Raw genomic sequence first — 15,083 nt, forward strand, 5'->3', positions numbered from 1 at the left:
CCGCACCGCCCGTGACGAACTGCGCTCGCGCGCCCCTCTGCTGCCCGGCGAGGAGCCGGGCGCCGACCGGCTCGTGGTGATCGAGGGCGAGCGTCCCGACGCATGGTGGCTGCCGGGCACAGCACCCCAACTGGCCATCACCACCGCCGCGTTGCGCCGTCTCAAGGGCCGCCAGCTCGATGCCGTACTCGCTCATGAGCAGGGGCATGCCGCGGCGCGGCACGACTGGCTGCTGCACTGTTCGTCCGCGCTGGCGAACGGTTTTCCGCAGGTGCCGGTGTTCGCGGCGTTCCAGGACGAGATGCACCGCCTCGTGGAACTGGCCGCCGACGACGTGGCCTCCCGACGCTTCGGCCGGCTGACCATCGCCCTCGCCCTCGTCGAACTCAACGAGCACCGTGGCGTGTTCGGCCCGTGCCCCACCGCGCACGCCCAGGTCCCGCAGCGCGTGAACCGGCTCCTGTCGGCCAAGCCCCGGCTCACCGCGGGCCGCCGGCTGCGGCTGACCGCGGCGGGAGCGCTGGTGCCCGTGATTCCGCTGCTGGTGGCGTTCGTACCGGGACTCAGCGCGCTGGGCTAGCCCGCAGCGGGGTACTCGGGCAAAGATCGGCCCATGTCACGTCTTCACACTCGCCCCAGCAGGCCCGCCGCACTCGCGGGCCTCTTCGGCGCGCTCGCGGCCGTCCTGCTCGTGCTCGTCGTGTTCGCCTGGCCGCCTCTGCGTTCCTTCGACACGGGGATCGCACGCACCCTTCACCGGTGGGCGCATTCCTTCGACGGCGTGACGCAGGTCAACCGCGTGCTGTCCGACTGGGTCTGGGACCCCTGGACGATGCGGGCGCTGTGCGCCGTCGTCGTGGTGGGACTGTGGGTGCGCGGCGCGCGGCACTTCGCGGTGCTGCTCGCGGTCACCTGCACGGTGGGGACGCTCGCGCAGCAGGCCCTGAAGTCACTGGTCGACAAGGACCGGCCCCAGTGGCAGCAGCCCCTGGACAGTGCGCACTACGCGGCGTTCCCCTCCGGTCATGCCATGACGGCGACGGTCGCGTGCGGACTGCTGCTGTGGCTGCTGCGGCGGTACGGGGTCAGAGGTGCTCTGTGGATCGCGGCCGTCGCGCTCTCGGCGGTATCGGTGATCGGGGTCGGTCTGACGCGGATCTGGCTGGGCGTGCACTGGCCGACGGACGTCCTGGGCGGCTGGCTGTTCGGCATGCTGACCGTCGCCGTCGCCGTATGCGTGCATCAGCGCATGGAAGCCCGGGTTGACCCCGCCGTCGCCGGCGACCGAGGATCGTCCGTATGACGATCAAGGGTGTGCTCTTCGACTTCTCCGGGACCCTGCTGCGGATCGAGGCCACCGACTCGTGGCTGCGGGCCTGCCTGGACGAGGCCGGTTTGGAGCTCCCCGAGGCCGAATTCCGGCGGTACGCGGACCAGTTGGACCACATCGGCGCGCTGCCCGGCGGCACCCCCACCCCGCGCGTGCCGGACCATCTGCGGGACATCTGGGCGGTGCGCGACAAGAGCGCGGAGAATCACCGGGCCGCGTACACGGGCCTCTCGGGTGTCGTGGAACTCCCCTCCCCCGCACTGCACGGCGCGCTCTACGACCGGCACAGGACACCGCCTGCCTGGGGTCCCTACCCGGACACCACGCGGGTCCTGCAAGGGCTGCGCGAGCGCGGTGTACGGGTCGGCGTGGTGAGCAACATCGGCTGGGACCTGCGGCCGGTGTTCCGCGAGCACGGCCTCGATCCGTACATCGACACCTACGTCCTGTCGTACGAGCACGGCATCCAAAAGCCCGACCCGCGCCTGTTCGCGATCGCCTTGGAGCAGCTCGCCGTGGCGCCCGAGGACACCTTGATGGTCGGTGACGACCGCCGTGCGGACGGCGGTGCCGCCCAACTCGGCTGCGCGGTGCACTTCGTGGACCATCTGCCCGCGCACGAGCGATCCGGTCAGCTGCTGCCCGTACTCGATCTGGTCGACGGCCGGGCGGGCTGACCCGATCCGGCCGACGGCCTGGACGGACTGAAACCCGCGAGGCTCTTTGGTCCCGGCCGCCGCTCGCGCCCTGCTGGGCCTCTGGGCCAACGGCGCCCGCCGCGCGAGGCCCTAAGGTGGTGGGCATGCCCCCCGAAACCGCCACTGGTTCCGTGCGGTCTGCTGAACTCAACGAGCAGATCCGCGCGTTGTGGACGCGTGCGGGCGGACGCCTGGACGAGCAACAGCGTGCGGAGTACGAGCGGTTGGTAACCGCTTGGGCGGCCGCCGTCCAGGCCGATGTGACCGAAACGGTCTGATCCGGGCGAACTCCCGCCCCTGATCCGGGCGAACTCCCGCCCTGGCAAAGAACTCCCGCCCCGGCAGAGGTGGACTCCGCTCCGCTGCGTGGAGGCGTCATGGAGACGGCGTACGGAGGTCCGACGTTTACCCGGGGCGGCGAGGCGAACATCACAACACCCGCCCCTGCGCGCCTCGTACACCTCGACTGTGCAGGTCAGAGCCGGTTCTACAGCTCTCGTACAGGTGGAAATCACAGAGTTTTCTCAGCGCGTTGTCATACCCGGCCCCTAAGCTCGTTCACATGTCCTCCACTCCACGTCCGCGCCCCACTCGGTCCGCCGAAGAGCTCAATGAGCAGATACGGCGGCTGATGCTGTGCTCCGGCGGGCGCCTGAGCGAGGAGCAGCGCAAGGAGTACGCCGGGCTGGTCGTCGAGTGGTCCGAGGCGGTACGCGACGGGGTGCTCGAAGCGGTCTGACGGGGCGCTCAAGGCGGCGTCACGCACCTGCCCTGGGGGTTTTCCCCCAGGAGAAGTTCCTGGTCAACCGGGTGTTCCGCAAGATCCACGGACTCTAACGTCGAAGTGTCGGCGCAATCGGAGGCGCCGCTAGACCAGGAGTCCCCATGCGCAGGATCGCCCTCACTCCGGGCCTGATCGTCGGCACCTATCTGATCGTCCGCGCCCTCGCCGAACCGTTCGTGATCGACTTCGGCGACCCCTCCACATACGCCGCGGACTGGGGCGGACCGAGTCTGATCGGCGTACTCGCGGTGCACTGTCTGCCGGGGGTGCTCTCGGCGTGGCTGATGGTCCGCATGGCCCGTCGCCGCTTCGGCCGCAGCTCCGTGAGCTCCGGCCACGGTCCCGTACAAGCGGGCTCGCGCGGCCGGTAGCCGCCCGGGCGCCACGGGACAAGACTGGGCGGGAGCCCGGCCGCCGCGGGTCAGGACTCGGCGCGACCGGCACCGTAGCGACGGGAGCTACGCCATGACTCGATGGACGCCCACCAACATACCCTCCCAAACCGGCCGTACCTTCCTCGTCACCGGAGGCAGCAGCGGCCTGGGCGCCGAGGTGGTCCGCGCGCTGTGCGCGGCCGGCGCGGAAGTGGTCCTCACCTGCAGGGACGAGGACAAGGGCCGGGCGGTGGCGGCGTCCGTGGACGGTCCGGCGCCCGAGGTCCGCCGTCTCGACCTGGCGGACCTGAAGTCGGTGCGCACCTTCGCCGAGACCTTGGCACATCCCGTGGACGTGCTCATCAACAACGCCGGCGTCATGGCGGTCCCGTACTCCGTGACGGCGGACGGCTTCGAACAGCACATCGGCACCAACCACTTGGGGCACTTCGCCCTCACCGGTCTGCTCCTCGACCGCGTACGCGGCCGGATCGTCACCGTCTCCAGCGGTCTGCACCGGCTCGGCCGCGTCCACCTCGACGATCTCCACTACGAGCATCGCCGCTACCGGCGCTGGCTCGCCTACGCCCAGTCCAAACTGGCCAACCTGCTCTTCGCGTACGAACTCCAGCGCCGTCTGCCCGCCGACGGCCCCCTGTCGGTGGCGGCCCACCCCGGTGTCGCGGCGACCGAGGGCCAGCGCGTCGACACCTCATTCCAGGGCAAGATCCTGGCCGGCGGCCGCGCCCAGACCCCGGCCATGGGAGCGCTGCCTCTGCTGTACGCGGCGACGGCGCCGGGTGTCGAAGGAGGCAGCTGCATCGGGCCGGACGGTCTGTTCCAGCGCAACGGCTATCCGGAGGCGGTGGGTACGAGCGGGCGTTCCCGGGACGCGGAGGTGGCTGCGCGCCTGTGGGAGCTTTCGGAGCGGGCGACCGCGGTGCGGTACAGGTCTCCGTCAGCCTGACTGTTCGAGAGCCGCACGCTGCGCCGCGTTCAAGCGATCCGCCCTGGGCACCAGGCAGTGATCACCGGTCGGGAGAGTGCGCAGGGCGAGCGGATCGGCGATCGCCGGTTCATGCTCGATCGCGTGGAGCGCTGCGGCGACCCGCTCACGCGGCCAGTCCAGCGCGGCGAGCAGCGCGTCCCGCGCAAGGGGCCGGCCCGCGTGCACCAGAGCGGCGACCACCGTCAGGGCGTCGTACACGACGGGCTCGGCCAGGCCGCTGCCGCTCATGTGCTCGCTCAGCCGGGCGAAGAACCGGCCCATCCTGTCGAACCGGTCGCCGGCGGGTGTGCCTGATCCGAAGATCTCGATGCCGCGCCGCGCGGCGGTCGCGATCCGGCCGTGCGCATCGGTGTCGGCCTGCCAGGCGCTCAGCCAGACCTCGTCATCGACGAGGTACCGCTTACGACGCGAGGTGCGATCGGCCGTGCGCGCGACCAGTTCCATGGCTTCGAGGGAGCTGACGGACTTGGACACCGACGCCGGGCTGACGTGCAGCTGCCGCACCAGCTCCGCCGAGGTGAGGCCGTCGGCGCCGGCGGTGAGCAGGCAGACGAACACCCGGGCGGTCATCCGCGGCATCCCTGTCGCGGCGAGCAGGGCCGCGAACTCGTCGACGAATGCCCGTACTTCATCGGCCTGTTGACCGTCGGCCACCGGCTCGGCGGGTCCGGCCGGCCGGCGACGCCGGGCGCGCTGCCCGGCGGACTCCCGCGCGTGGTCGGCGAGATAGGCGCCGCTCGGCGCACCATTGCGGGCCACCTCACGGCTGACCGTCGACGTCGGCCGGCCCAGGCGCCGTGCGATCTCGGCGTAGGCGAGGCCCTCGGCCAGCCAGTCCGCGATCTGCCGGCGGTCCTCGTCCGTCAGCCTGCCACCGGGCACCGGGCCACCTCCTGCTTTGCTTTCACCACAGTACATTGCAACGACTCGTCACCAGTGTTGCATTCACTCGCATCTCTGTTGCAATGATTCGCTCTGATCTCAGGGTTTTTCCGCATAGTCCTTTGAGGATCGGCGAAACGCAACGTAGCTTTCCCCATCTGGAAAGGAAAGCGAAGGGAACCGCGATGTATGTGATGGCCGTGTCGACCGTGTCGGACGACCGCAAGTTCTGGAGCGCTCTGAAGCGGGCGCACGCCAAGCTGCCCAAGGGCTCGCAGTGGAAGCTCGCCGTGGCGGACCGCGACGGGGTCAAGGCGGTGAACGTCATCACGTACGCATCCGTCGACGGGCTCAGGGAGTTCTTCGAGGCCCACGCCGGCGACCACGCCACGACGGAGTACTTCGAGGCGGACGCCGCCAACGCGATAGGCCTCGCCCGATGACCCTGGACACCGCGCGCCTGCGGGCCCGCATCACCGGCCTCCTCGCACAGTACGGAGTTCCGAGCGCCGCGGTCGGAGTGCTGCACGCGGGGCGGATGACCGAGCTGGCCGTCGGTGTGCGGAATGTCGAGACACAGGAGCCCGTCGCGACGGACACCGTCTATCAGTGCGGCTCCATGACCAAGACGTGGACCGCACTGGCCGTGATGCAGCTGGTCGACGAGGGCAAGGTCGACCTCGACGTACCGGTGCGGACCTACCTGCCCGGTTTCAAGGTGGCCGATCCCGAGGCCGCCGCCGAAGTGACCCCACGGCACCTGCTGTTCCACACCGGGGGTATCGAGGAGGCGTACGGCGATCCCGGCGAGGATCCCGACGTCTACGAGCGCATGATCGCGGCCATCGCCGACGCACCCCAGGTCTTCCCCCTCGGCAGCACCCACGGCTACAGCGCCGCCCTCGGCTACGCGATCCTCGCGCGGATCCTGGAAGTGCAGGACGCGAAGCCATGGGACGAGGTGATGCGGGATCGCCTCTTCGCACCCATGGGCCTGACCGGCACGAGCAGTTGGCACGAGCAGGTGGACGCGTCCCGTGCCGCGACCGGGCATCTGCTCCGTTCCCTGGAGGAAGGACCCGTCGTCACTCCGGTCGCGTATCTGCCCCGCGCGTTCGGCCCCGGCGGCAACGTCTCCACGACGGCACGGGACGTGCTCGCCCTGGCGCATGTCCTGCTCCATGAGGGCGTGGCGCCCAACGGGCGGCGGATGGCGTCGGCCGACAGCGTCCGGGAGACGTTGAGCTCAAGGGTGCCCGTACCCGATCCCTACATGTACGGGCCCGAGTGGGCGCTCGGTCTGATCGTCTGCGACTGGCACGGGGAGACCGTCTACGCGACCGACGGCAGCACGATCGGCCAGAACGCCCGACTGCGCCTGCTGCCGGACGCCGACACGGCGATCGTGCTGCTGACCAACGGCGGTCCGCGGGACGCCTTCTGCCGCGAGGTGTTCGACGAGATCCTGACCGGACTCGGCTTGCCCACCGTCCCTGAGCTGCCGGCGCCTGATCCCACGCTCGCCCTCGATCTGTCGAGGTACGAAGGGGTCTACGAACGCCCCGGCACACGCTTCGAGGTGACGGCCGAAGGCGGAAAGCTCTGGCTCACCCTGGCCCTCGACCCGATGCATGCGGACTTTCTCGGTAAACCGGAGCACCTGCGCTACCAACTGCAGCCGGTCAGCGAGACCCACTTCCTCATGCCGCCGGCGAACCCCCTCGAGGACACCCAGACGGTCGCCCTCTACGACTTCACGGACGGTAACGCCCGCTATCTCCACACCAATTGCCGCGTGCATCCACGGGTGGTGTGACTCAGGCGGCAGCAGCCCGTTCCTGGGCAAGGACCGCCCAGACCTGCTTGTCGTAGCGGAACCCCTGGTACGGCCACGCCTGCCGGCGTACGCCCTCCAGGGTCATTCCGAGGCGCTTGGCCACCGCGGCGCTGCGCTCGTTGTCGGCGCGGCAGTGCCACTCGGCCCGGTGCAGACCCCGGGTCGTGAACGCCCAGTCAAGGAGGGCCTCGCAGGCCGGCGTCACCAGGCCGTGCCCTTCGGCCGCCGGCTCCAGCCAGCAGCCGATCTCGCAGGAGCCGGCGGCCGCGCTGAAGTCGGTGAACATCACGCCGCCCACCAGTGCGTCGCCCAGCCAGATCCCGTACAGACGGGCCCCGTCGGCGGCCTGACGCTCCGCGTACCGCGCGAGCGTGGCACGAGCACCGTCGAGATCGTCCGTGACGAATGACGCCCCCACCCACGGGCGGATGTGCTCGCGAGCCCGGGCCATGTGCGCGGCGAACTCCTCCACATGCCAGATCTCCAGCGGCGCGAGCCGGGCGCCGTCGCGCAACGACAGCGAGAACATCGAACCTCCCCAGGTCGGCGCGCACCTCGGTGCGCCCTCGGTTGCCCACTCATTCACATAACACTTGTTACGTCAATGTAGCGTGGCCCCATGCCACGTACCAAGGGAGATCACGAAGCCCGCCGCCGCGACGTCTCCGCGGCGGTCTGGCAGGTCATGGCGACGCGAGGTTTCGCCGGGCTGACCCTGCGCGCCGTGGCCGCCGAGCTGGGCGCGACCACCGGGTTGCTCACGCACTACTTTCCGACCAAGCGCGCGCTGATCGCCTACGCCCTGAACCTGCTCGAGGAGCGCACCATCGCCCGCCCTCGGCGCACGTCGGAGCCGGGGCTCTCCTCGGTCAGGGACGCGCTCCTGGACATCCTGCCCCTGACACCCGAGGCCACCGACAGCAACCGGATCTGGGTCTCGTCCTGGGACGCGGCGCTGTCCGATCCGGAGCTCAGTGCGGACTACGCCCGCAAGTACGCGGCCAGCCGCGACAGGCTGCGCGAGCGCGTGCTCGCGGCGCAGGAGCTCGGTGAGCTGCCTCCCGGCGATCCCGCGCAGATCGCCTCAGCGGCGCAGGCCTTCGTCCTCGGCCTGGTCGTCCAGGCCCTTTTCGACCCGGCGGCATACCCGCGGGATCGTCAAGTGGAGCTGCTGGGCGCCTACTTGTCCCGCCTCGGCGGGAGCACCGCCCAGGCTTAATGCGGCTTGGGAGGTTCCTGGTCGTCCGGCGTCTCCCAGGAGTCCTCACGCGGCTGCGGCTGGGGTGGCGGGGCGGCCCGTCTGGCGGCGAGGCGTCGCCCGTACCAGAAGGCCAGCAGCAGGACGACGACGACGACCACACCGATGAGGGTCATCAACCAGGACGTTGAACTTGCGGCGAGGAGCATGGACAAAACCTCCCGGTTCCCATGGAGATTCCTCTCCCCAGTCTCGTCCCACCACCCTGCCGCCGCACACCGAGCCGCTCGGCGCCCGCGGCTCATACGGCCCCTGACCAGCGCAAAGCTGGATCATGTCAGTGCGCTGCGGAGCGGCCTGTCTCCTCAGTGGGCTACGGAGCGGCCTGTCACCTCAGTGGGCTACGGAGCGGCCGGCAGGTAGTAGTCGGCCGTAGCCATGGGAGGTCCAGCCGAGACGGCCCGCGCATACGCCTCATCGGCCAGCTCGACGAACCGCCGGCTTCGGCGGTCCCCCTCGGCAACTGCTTCCGCACGCCATCCGGCAGCGTTGCGTTGCCAGTGGAGTCGGCCGATCTCGCCGCGAAAGTGGCCGTCGAGAATCAACGTCATCGCCGCGTCGCCGGTGCGCCGGAGGCGAAAGTCGGTCCGCCAGCTGTTCACGATCAGGTTGACGAACAGGATCTGGCGCGACTGAACCCTCGTCACCGGACGCCCGACGGGCGGCTCCCAACAGGGCATGAGATCAGGGTCGTTGATGGACTGCAGGATCAGTTCCCGGTGGGTGGACCGCTGCGTCTCCTCGTGCGCGATCCGCGTCTGCCTGGCCTGGTACGCGAGCGAGGCGATGACGCCGAGAAGAGCCGCCGCCGAGAGAAATACGGAGACGGCCCCATAGGTCTGGCTCACGTCGCTCAGCCTGCCCCAGTCGAGCCCATCGGGAGCGACGGCGTCCAGCAGGAAGGGTGTCGTGACAATCACGGCCAGTACAGCGGCTGTTGCACCAGCCCAGGCGACCTCTCGCCGCCTCAGGGAACGCCATTCCATTGCGCCTCCAAGCTCCGCCGATGGGGCGAACAGCATGCGGCGCGGGCCACCTGCGCTCAAGGCCGCCGACCCTCACCCCTCGCGCTCTCGGCCGAATCCGAGCCGTGATGACAGCGGGCGGTGCGGGGCAAGTGGTGCATCGCCTACGATGCGCCGAGGTTGCTGGGGAGCAACCGACAGGGGGTGGGAACCATGGGTTTCCTGATCGGCATCTTGATCATCGTCTTGGGCACGCCGCTGGTGCGGCTCATCGCAGGGATCCTGTTCGGCGTGAAGCCGACCGGAGTCCGCCTACTGCTCTACTTCGGCGGCCAGTTGGTCACGCTGGGCGCAGGGGCTTGGCTGGCCCTCTCCAACCTCTGACCCGCACCGGGTCGCGCCACGGAAGCGCGAGGCCATCGCCTTCGGTACGCGGCACGAGGTGCAGGTGCAGATGGAAGACGGACTGTGTGGCGGCGGCACCCCGACTGGTGATCAGGTTGATGGGGCGCGATGTTCCCCGCATGAGCTCGGCGGCCCGGCGCATGGTCACGGCGGAGACCTCCGGGTCGGACGCGAAATCCGGCACGTGCATACGGGGAACGACGAGTGTGTGGTCCCGGGTGACGGCGTTCAGCGGCCGAAAGGCCACGGCGTCCTCCCACTCGGCGACCATCTGCGCGGACGCCCGCCCTGCGACGATCTCGCAGAACGGACAGGGGTCGGACATGGGCCGCGCCTGATGGTCACCACACGTCATCATGGTCACCACACGTCGTCGTCGGGCATATGCCGCTTGACGCGCTCATCGTTCGCGATCTCATCCGGAAGGCGCGTACTCGAGTGGAGCGTCGCTTCCAATACCTGGTCCGCAGTCAGTCCGAGCGCGCCGGACAGATCAGCATCGTGAAGTTCGGCGTCGACCAGGGAGGCTCCTTCCAGACTTGCGCGGAGCAGGCTCGCGCCGTGCAAGGACGCTCCCGCCAGGTCGGCGGACGCAAGATTCGCGCCGTCCAGTGTGGCCCCATGCAGATGAGCGTCGCGTAGCTTGGCTCGTTGCAGCTGAGCGTCCACCAAGTACGCAGAGTGCATTTGTGCGCCTTGCAGGTTCGCCCCCTCCATGCGCGCCGCGCTCAGATCCGCGTTCTGCAGCGACGCGTCCTGCAAGTTGGCATCCTGCAACCCGGCACCGCTGAGATCTGCGCGGTGAAGACTTGCCTGCACGAGGCTGGCCCGCTGGAGTTGAGCCCCACTGAGGTTCGCTCGCTGGAGACTGGCCGCGTCCAAGTGCACGCCCCTCAGGGACGAGATCCTGAGGTTGGTCCTGAACCCCTCAGGTCGTTCGGGCCGCCTGGCGATGACATTGAATGCCGCCTGAACATCCTCGTCAGCGGACACTGCCCGCTGAGCTGCGTCCCCTTCGTCGACTCCGGGGGCACGACTCTCGGCCGCCACGGTCCGCTGCCGAATGAACGACGTCAGGACCTCGACAACCGTCTGGTGATCTCGTGCCGAGTCATGCATGATCCGCTCGAACGCGTAGATCCCACAGAGGCGTTCGGTCAGGCTGTCGGAAGCGATGAGCTTGCTCGCCTCCACATATCTGCCGGTGACCTGCCCCTCTCGAGTCAACTCGGCCTGGTCGCGGTCCTTCTCCTGGGTCGCCGCGAACTGTTCCTGCGCGTGCTCGAACTGCTGCTGCGCGAGCTTGAACTGCTTCTGCATCTGCGCGAGTTGTTCGCGGTCGAGCTCGTGCTTCTTATGCGTGTACCAGAGGCCGAGACCCGCGATGGCGCCCGCGAGGAGCGCGATGACCATCGTGCGGAAGCCGGTGATGATCACCCCGGCCGCGGTGGGCAGCTCTTTGTCGAGGCGGTCCTGGTCGAACCACCAGGGCCCCTCGACGAGGAGCAGCCCCAGGGCGCCAAGGACGAGAAGCGCTGCACTCCCCCAAGCAATACCGCGCTTCGTCAGCCACTTCATCCCGCACACCTCCCCCACCATCAAAAGACCGGTGCGTCCGACCGCTGTTCGGCCGGCCACTGCGGATTCTCAAGGAGTGCCACCTGGTGCAGGTAGACGGAGACTAGTGGATCTGGGCTGCCTGAACTGAGGCCACGGCCTTTGCTGCTGGCTCCGCCTGGTTGGATGACTGGCCCAAGTTCGCGCCCGGGTGGCTCATTCCGGGCATGCTGCCCCCGATTGTCCCAATCGGGTACATGCCAGGCGCTCGCCGGACCCAGCGGGCAGACACTGGCCTTCCTGGAACCATCGGAGGGGGCCGTCATGGCCGCTGATTCGCCCTACGGAGCGAGCCCACACCTCAACGCACCAATCCCCGGCGGACGTCCGCATATGTACCGCACGACGGTGGCGCGTGCCGTCTGGGTTCTCGTTCCGGTGATCAGTCTCGGATTCCTCGCCGCCCTGCCGTTCGTCGCCGTCACGATCAAGCACGTGATCAAGCCTTGGGTCGCGGTTGCGTACGTCGTCGCTGAAGTCGTCATCATCGGCGTGATTGTGTCGATCGGAGACCCTGGCGCCCTCGCGGGATTCATTCTGATCCTGCTGATCGCCGTCGCCTCCACTCACACCGCCTTCCTCGACAGCGACAAGGTCACCGTCGGGAAGTAGCACCCGAGTTCGCTCCAGGCTGCCCGCCGATCTGATGGCGGCCGGACCACGAGTCACGAGGAAAGCCCCTCCGGGCGCGTGAGCCGGAAGCACCGGTCAAGTCCGGCTGGCCGCCAGTGCGTTGGCCCAGCTGACCCGACAGCAGGGCCAACGCCATCACAGCTCGTCGTTCAACCGCTCATGCTCGTCGTTCAACCGGGCATACATGAACATGTCCCGGCGTTGGTCCCCCACCTGTTGCCACCCACGCAGCAGCCCCTCACGTTGGAACCCCGCACGCTCCGCGGTGCGCACGGAGGCCGTGTTCCACGGCTCCACCCACAGTTGAAGCCGGGGAATCCGGAGATCACGCAAGGCCCAGCCGACCACTGCGTCGACGGCAGCAAAGGCGGCACCGTGCCCACGCGCCGACTTGACGACCCAGTAGCCCAGCGACGCACGGCCCTCTTCGAGGTCCTTCAGCCACAGCCCCACCTGGCCGACCGGCCGATCGTCGGAAGTCACGATGACGAACGTGTACCCAGTCCTCGTGGTCGCCCGGCTCCACTGCCGTTCGATGAACGCGATGCCTGCCGACTCGGAATAGGGCGACGGCACCGTCGTGATCAACGGGATGTGGTCGTCTTCAGACGCCTCTCGGACCAGCGGAAGGTCCGAAAGGCGCCAAGGCCGAAGCGTGAATCCGCCACCAGCGGCGAGGTCAGGCACGTCAAGGGGTCGCGTCACCCGCCCATCCTGCCGTGGCCCCGGATCGGCCCGCACGTAGGTTTCGAGCACCGCCCCGCGCCTCTGTGGACCCCAGCACCTGAGACACAGGAAACCCGCAGGTCAGACACACGAAAGCCGCCCGTCCGGACGATCCCCCGCGTCGCCCGGGCGGACGGCAGCACTGGACTGCCCCTTCATGGAACAGAGGGGTCCGTTCAGTGCACGCTGAGTATAGTTGGCTGCGAGCCAGTCAACACAGGAGTTTGCGATTGTCCCCGCGCAGCGCATCGGTCAACGAGGAGTTGCGCCGGCGTTCCCGTGAGCGGCTGCTGCAGGCGACGGTGGACCTCGTGGGCGAGCGCGGATTCGAGGCGACGACGCTCGGAGACATCACCGACCGGGCGGGATGCGCGCGCGGTCTCGTCTCGTACTACTTCCCCGGAAAGCGTCAGCTGCTGCAGTCGGCGGTGCACCGTCTGATGCATCTGACCCTGCAGGCGGCCCTGGAGCGCGAGCCCCGCGCGAGCGACGGCGATGAGCTGCTGGCCCGGGCCATCGACGCGATCCTGGGCCTGGCAATCGACCGGCCGCTCCTGATGCGGACGCACATGGCCGGGATTCTGCAGGCCGAGGGTTTCGTGCAGTGCCCCGAGCAGCAGCGCCTGGCCGAGCTGCTGCGCGACACCTGCGTACGACATGGATCGCTCGACGTGGACCGTGACTACCCGCTGCTGCGGGCGCAGTTGATGGGTGCGGTGTTCGCGCTGCTCATCCCGGGGGCTCCGATGCCGATCGCGCGGCTGCGGGCGGAGCTGTTCCACCGCTACGAGCTCTCGTGGGAGCTCGGGATTCCGCCGGACGGTCGGGAGCCCGGCGTTCCGCCGGGCGGTCTCCCGCCCGGCGGAACACACGGGGTGACTCAGTCGTCCCAGCGGTCGAAGTAGTCGGGCTGCGTCTGGACGTTGAGCTCGTCCAGGCGAATCCGCTTCGCGGGGTCGGTACGACGGTCGTTGATCTTCAGGACGTCGAAGCCCTTGGCGATGTCGTTCGAGTAGACATAGCCGTTGTAGTAGTACGCGGACCAGGAACCGGCGGTCTGGAGCTTGTCCGTGGTGAGCGGACCGCGCTCGAAGTAGCCGATCTCCTTCGGCTTGCTCGAGTCGGTGAAGTCCCAGACCGAGACGCCGCCCTGGTACCAGGCCTGGACCATCAGGTCCTTGCCCTTGACCGGGATCAGCGAGCCGTTGTGCGCCACGCAGTTCTCGGTGTCGGCCTGGTGGCGGTCGATCTTGAAGTACGACTTGAACACGAGCTTGCGCTTATCGCCCTTGCCCACGATGTCGTAGATGCCGTTCGCGCCGCGCTTGGGGCCGATGGCCTCGTTGCACGTCGCGCCGGAGCCGCCGCCGAGCTCGTCGGTGAAGACGACCTTGTCGGCCTTCTGGTTGAAGGTCGCCGAGTGCCAGAACGCGAAGTTCACGTTGTCCTGGACCTGGTCGATGATCTTCGGCTGCTCCGGGTCCTCGATGTCGATGAGGACACCGTCACCCATGCACGCACCCGCCGCGAGGTCCTCGGAGGGCAGCACGGTGATGTCGTGGCAGCCGGTGGTCTTGGAGACACCCGGGTTGGTGGGCGCACCCGGGTTACCGCCACCGTCAGGTCCCGAACCGGGGAACAGGACGGGGAAGTCGATGACCTTGGCCTGCTCGGGCGCCTTGCGCGGCACCTTGATGATCGAGATGCCGTCGTGCGGAGGCTGGCAGTCCGGGAACGTCGCGCTCGGCGAGTACGAGGACACGTACACGTAGACGTTCTTGCGCTCCGGCACCAGCGTGTGGGTGTGCGAGCCGCACGCGGTCTCGACCGAGGCCACGTACTCGGGCTTGCGCTTGTCGCTGATGTCGAAGATCTTCATGCCCTCCCACGACGACTTCTCGGTCGCGGGCTGCGACGTGCTGGCGCACGAGTCGTCGCTGCGCGAGGAGTCGGTCGACAGGAAGAGCAGATCGCCGGAGACGGAGATGTCGTTCTGGCCGCCGGGGCACAGAACCTGGGCCACCGTCGTCGGCTTCTTCGGGTTCGAGATGTCGAAGATCCGGAAGCCGTCGTAGTTGCCGGCGAAGGCGTACTTCCCCTGGAACGCGAGGTCCGAGTTGGTACCCGGCAGCACGTCCTTGGGGATGTTGGTGATGTGTTCGATGTTGTCGGAGTGGACGATCTCGTCCTGACCGGGGATCTCTCCGTTGGATATCGCGGCACGGGTGTCCGCGGCATCGCTCTTGGAGACGCCCTTCGGCGATACGGGGGCATCGCCCGGGTCCGGAGTCGCGCCGGCCTGACCTGCGGTCAGGAGCGTGGCGACGAGTCCGAAGGCGGCGGCTGCGACGCCGAGGCGTCTGTGCCGGGCACGGGGTCGGTTCTGTTGGGTCACACTGTCCTCCCAAGTCGCCGTTCATAGTTGAACGGTTCACGGACACCGGCAGTATCGTGCCCGTCATGCACATCTCAACAGATGGCAACGCACTTGTAATAGAAGTTTTTGATCTTCGGCGATCGCACTCGTGCTAGGACGGACGCCAACGATCCAGTTGCTTCAGGAGG

General features: G+C 68.5%; 21 protein-coding genes. 13 read left to right on the plus strand and 8 right to left on the minus strand.

All coding sequences use genetic code 11. The annotated features are described in order from the left end of the window. The 7 genes from ABT367_RS08230 to ABT367_RS08260 all read left to right on the plus strand — a co-directional run. Positions 1–580: M56 family metallopeptidase (locus ABT367_RS08230; protein ID WP_352250817.1), on the plus strand; the 580-nt coding region annotated here is incomplete at its 5' end. Between the two features lie 33 nt (positions 581–613). Continuing rightward, positions 614–1,303: a phosphatase PAP2 family protein gene (locus ABT367_RS08235; RefSeq protein ID WP_352250819.1), complete on the plus strand. Its 690-nt coding sequence runs from the start codon at positions 614–616 to the stop codon at positions 1,301–1,303. Continuing rightward, positions 1,300–2,007: an HAD family hydrolase gene (locus ABT367_RS08240; protein WP_352250820.1), complete on the plus strand. Its 708-nt coding sequence runs from the start codon at positions 1,300–1,302 to the stop codon at positions 2,005–2,007. The genes ABT367_RS08235 and ABT367_RS08240 overlap by 4 nt, the downstream gene beginning before the upstream one ends. A gap of 125 nt (positions 2,008–2,132) precedes the next feature. Further along, a complete protein-coding gene (locus ABT367_RS08245; RefSeq protein WP_352250822.1) occupies positions 2,133–2,306 on the plus strand; it encodes a hypothetical protein in 174 nt (57 codons plus the stop codon). A gap of 284 nt (positions 2,307–2,590) precedes the next feature. Beyond that, positions 2,591–2,767: a hypothetical protein gene (locus ABT367_RS08250; RefSeq protein WP_199549451.1), complete on the plus strand. Its 177-nt coding sequence runs from the start codon at positions 2,591–2,593 to the stop codon at positions 2,765–2,767. Positions 2,768–2,913: 146 nt separating this feature from the next. Further along, a complete protein-coding gene (locus ABT367_RS08255) occupies positions 2,914–3,183 on the plus strand; it encodes a hypothetical protein (protein ID WP_352250824.1) in 270 nt (89 codons plus the stop codon). Positions 3,184–3,277: 94 nt separating this feature from the next. Next, the gene (locus ABT367_RS08260; protein WP_352250826.1) at positions 3,278–4,153 is read left to right on the plus strand and encodes an oxidoreductase; all 876 of its coding nucleotides are present in this window, start codon (positions 3,278–3,280) and stop codon (positions 4,151–4,153) included. On the opposite strand, the gene ABT367_RS08265 is transcribed toward ABT367_RS08260, so the two are convergent. Next, positions 4,145–5,077, minus strand: a complete 933-nt coding sequence (locus ABT367_RS08265) for a GbsR/MarR family transcriptional regulator (RefSeq protein ID WP_352250828.1) — start codon at positions 5,075–5,077, stop codon at positions 4,145–4,147. The two genes, ABT367_RS08260 and ABT367_RS08265, sit on opposite strands and share 9 nt — an antisense overlap. Positions 5,078–5,262: 185 nt before the next feature. Between ABT367_RS08265 and ABT367_RS08270 the strand changes: the two genes are divergently transcribed. Together ABT367_RS08270 and ABT367_RS08275 are read left to right on the plus strand one after the other, a co-directional pair. Next, a complete protein-coding gene (locus ABT367_RS08270) occupies positions 5,263–5,520 on the plus strand; it encodes a hypothetical protein (protein WP_352250830.1) in 258 nt (85 codons plus the stop codon). After that, on the plus strand, positions 5,517–6,893 hold the full coding sequence (locus ABT367_RS08275; protein ID WP_352250832.1) for a serine hydrolase: 1,377 nt from the start codon (positions 5,517–5,519) through the stop codon (positions 6,891–6,893). The genes ABT367_RS08270 and ABT367_RS08275 overlap by 4 nt, the downstream gene beginning before the upstream one ends. 1 nt (position 6,894) lies before the next feature. Here ABT367_RS08275 and ABT367_RS08280 read toward each other — a convergent pair whose 3' ends face one another. Then, positions 6,895–7,443: a GNAT family N-acetyltransferase gene (locus ABT367_RS08280; RefSeq protein ID WP_352250834.1), complete on the minus strand. Its 549-nt coding sequence runs from the start codon at positions 7,441–7,443 to the stop codon at positions 6,895–6,897. Between the two features lie 90 nt (positions 7,444–7,533). Between ABT367_RS08280 and ABT367_RS08285 the strand changes: the two genes are divergently transcribed. Then, positions 7,534–8,133 (plus strand): TetR/AcrR family transcriptional regulator, encoded by a 600-nt coding sequence (locus ABT367_RS08285; RefSeq protein WP_352250836.1) that lies wholly within the window; start codon positions 7,534–7,536, stop codon positions 8,131–8,133. Here ABT367_RS08285 and ABT367_RS08290 read toward each other — a convergent pair. Then, positions 8,130–8,321, minus strand: a complete 192-nt coding sequence (locus ABT367_RS08290) for a DUF6479 family protein (protein WP_352250838.1) — start codon at positions 8,319–8,321, stop codon at positions 8,130–8,132. The two genes, ABT367_RS08285 and ABT367_RS08290, sit on opposite strands and share 4 nt — an antisense overlap. A gap of 192 nt (positions 8,322–8,513) precedes the next feature. Beyond that, positions 8,514–9,194, minus strand: a complete 681-nt coding sequence (locus ABT367_RS08295; protein WP_352250840.1) for a DUF6082 family protein — start codon at positions 9,192–9,194, stop codon at positions 8,514–8,516. A gap of 156 nt (positions 9,195–9,350) precedes the next feature. Here ABT367_RS08295 and ABT367_RS08300 point away from each other — a divergent pair, with 156 nt between their 5' ends. Beyond that, positions 9,351–9,521 (plus strand): hypothetical protein, encoded by a 171-nt coding sequence (locus tag ABT367_RS08300; RefSeq protein ID WP_352250842.1) that lies wholly within the window; start codon positions 9,351–9,353, stop codon positions 9,519–9,521. Here ABT367_RS08300 and ABT367_RS08305 read toward each other — a convergent pair. Both ABT367_RS08305 and ABT367_RS08310 read right to left on the minus strand, forming a co-directional pair. Next, positions 9,478–9,900, minus strand: coding sequence for an HIT family protein (locus tag ABT367_RS08305; protein ID WP_352250964.1), 423 nt, complete (start codon positions 9,898–9,900; stop codon positions 9,478–9,480). The two genes, ABT367_RS08300 and ABT367_RS08305, sit on opposite strands and share 44 nt — an antisense overlap. A gap of 2 nt (positions 9,901–9,902) precedes the next feature. Continuing rightward, positions 9,903–11,120, minus strand: coding sequence for a pentapeptide repeat-containing protein (locus ABT367_RS08310; protein WP_352250844.1), 1,218 nt, complete (start codon positions 11,118–11,120; stop codon positions 9,903–9,905). A 303-nt stretch (positions 11,121–11,423) separates the two neighbouring features. On the opposite strand from ABT367_RS08310, the gene ABT367_RS08315 reads away from it, so the two are divergent. Then, a complete protein-coding gene (locus ABT367_RS08315; protein ID WP_352250846.1) occupies positions 11,424–11,771 on the plus strand; it encodes a hypothetical protein in 348 nt (115 codons plus the stop codon). Between the two features lie 156 nt (positions 11,772–11,927). Here ABT367_RS08315 and ABT367_RS08320 read toward each other — a convergent pair whose 3' ends face one another. Continuing rightward, the gene (locus ABT367_RS08320; protein WP_352250848.1) at positions 11,928–12,548 is read right to left on the minus strand and encodes a GNAT family N-acetyltransferase; all 621 of its coding nucleotides are present in this window, start codon (positions 12,546–12,548) and stop codon (positions 11,928–11,930) included. Between the two features lie 200 nt (positions 12,549–12,748). Between ABT367_RS08320 and ABT367_RS08325 the strand changes: the two genes are divergently transcribed. Next, positions 12,749–13,423: a TetR/AcrR family transcriptional regulator gene (locus ABT367_RS08325; RefSeq protein ID WP_352250850.1), complete on the plus strand. Its 675-nt coding sequence runs from the start codon at positions 12,749–12,751 to the stop codon at positions 13,421–13,423. Here ABT367_RS08325 and ABT367_RS08330 read toward each other — a convergent pair. After that, positions 13,399–14,913 carry a hypothetical protein gene (locus tag ABT367_RS08330; RefSeq protein WP_352250852.1) on the minus strand — a complete coding sequence of 505 codons (1,515 nt, stop codon included), beginning with the start codon at positions 14,911–14,913 and terminating at the stop codon, positions 13,399–13,401. The two genes, ABT367_RS08325 and ABT367_RS08330, sit on opposite strands and share 25 nt — an antisense overlap. Positions 14,914–15,083 lie beyond the last annotated feature (170 nt).

The organism is Streptomyces mesophilus, assembly GCF_040300965.1.
Classification (GTDB): Bacteria; Actinomycetota; Actinomycetes; order Streptomycetales; family Streptomycetaceae; genus Streptomyces; species Streptomyces mesophilus_A.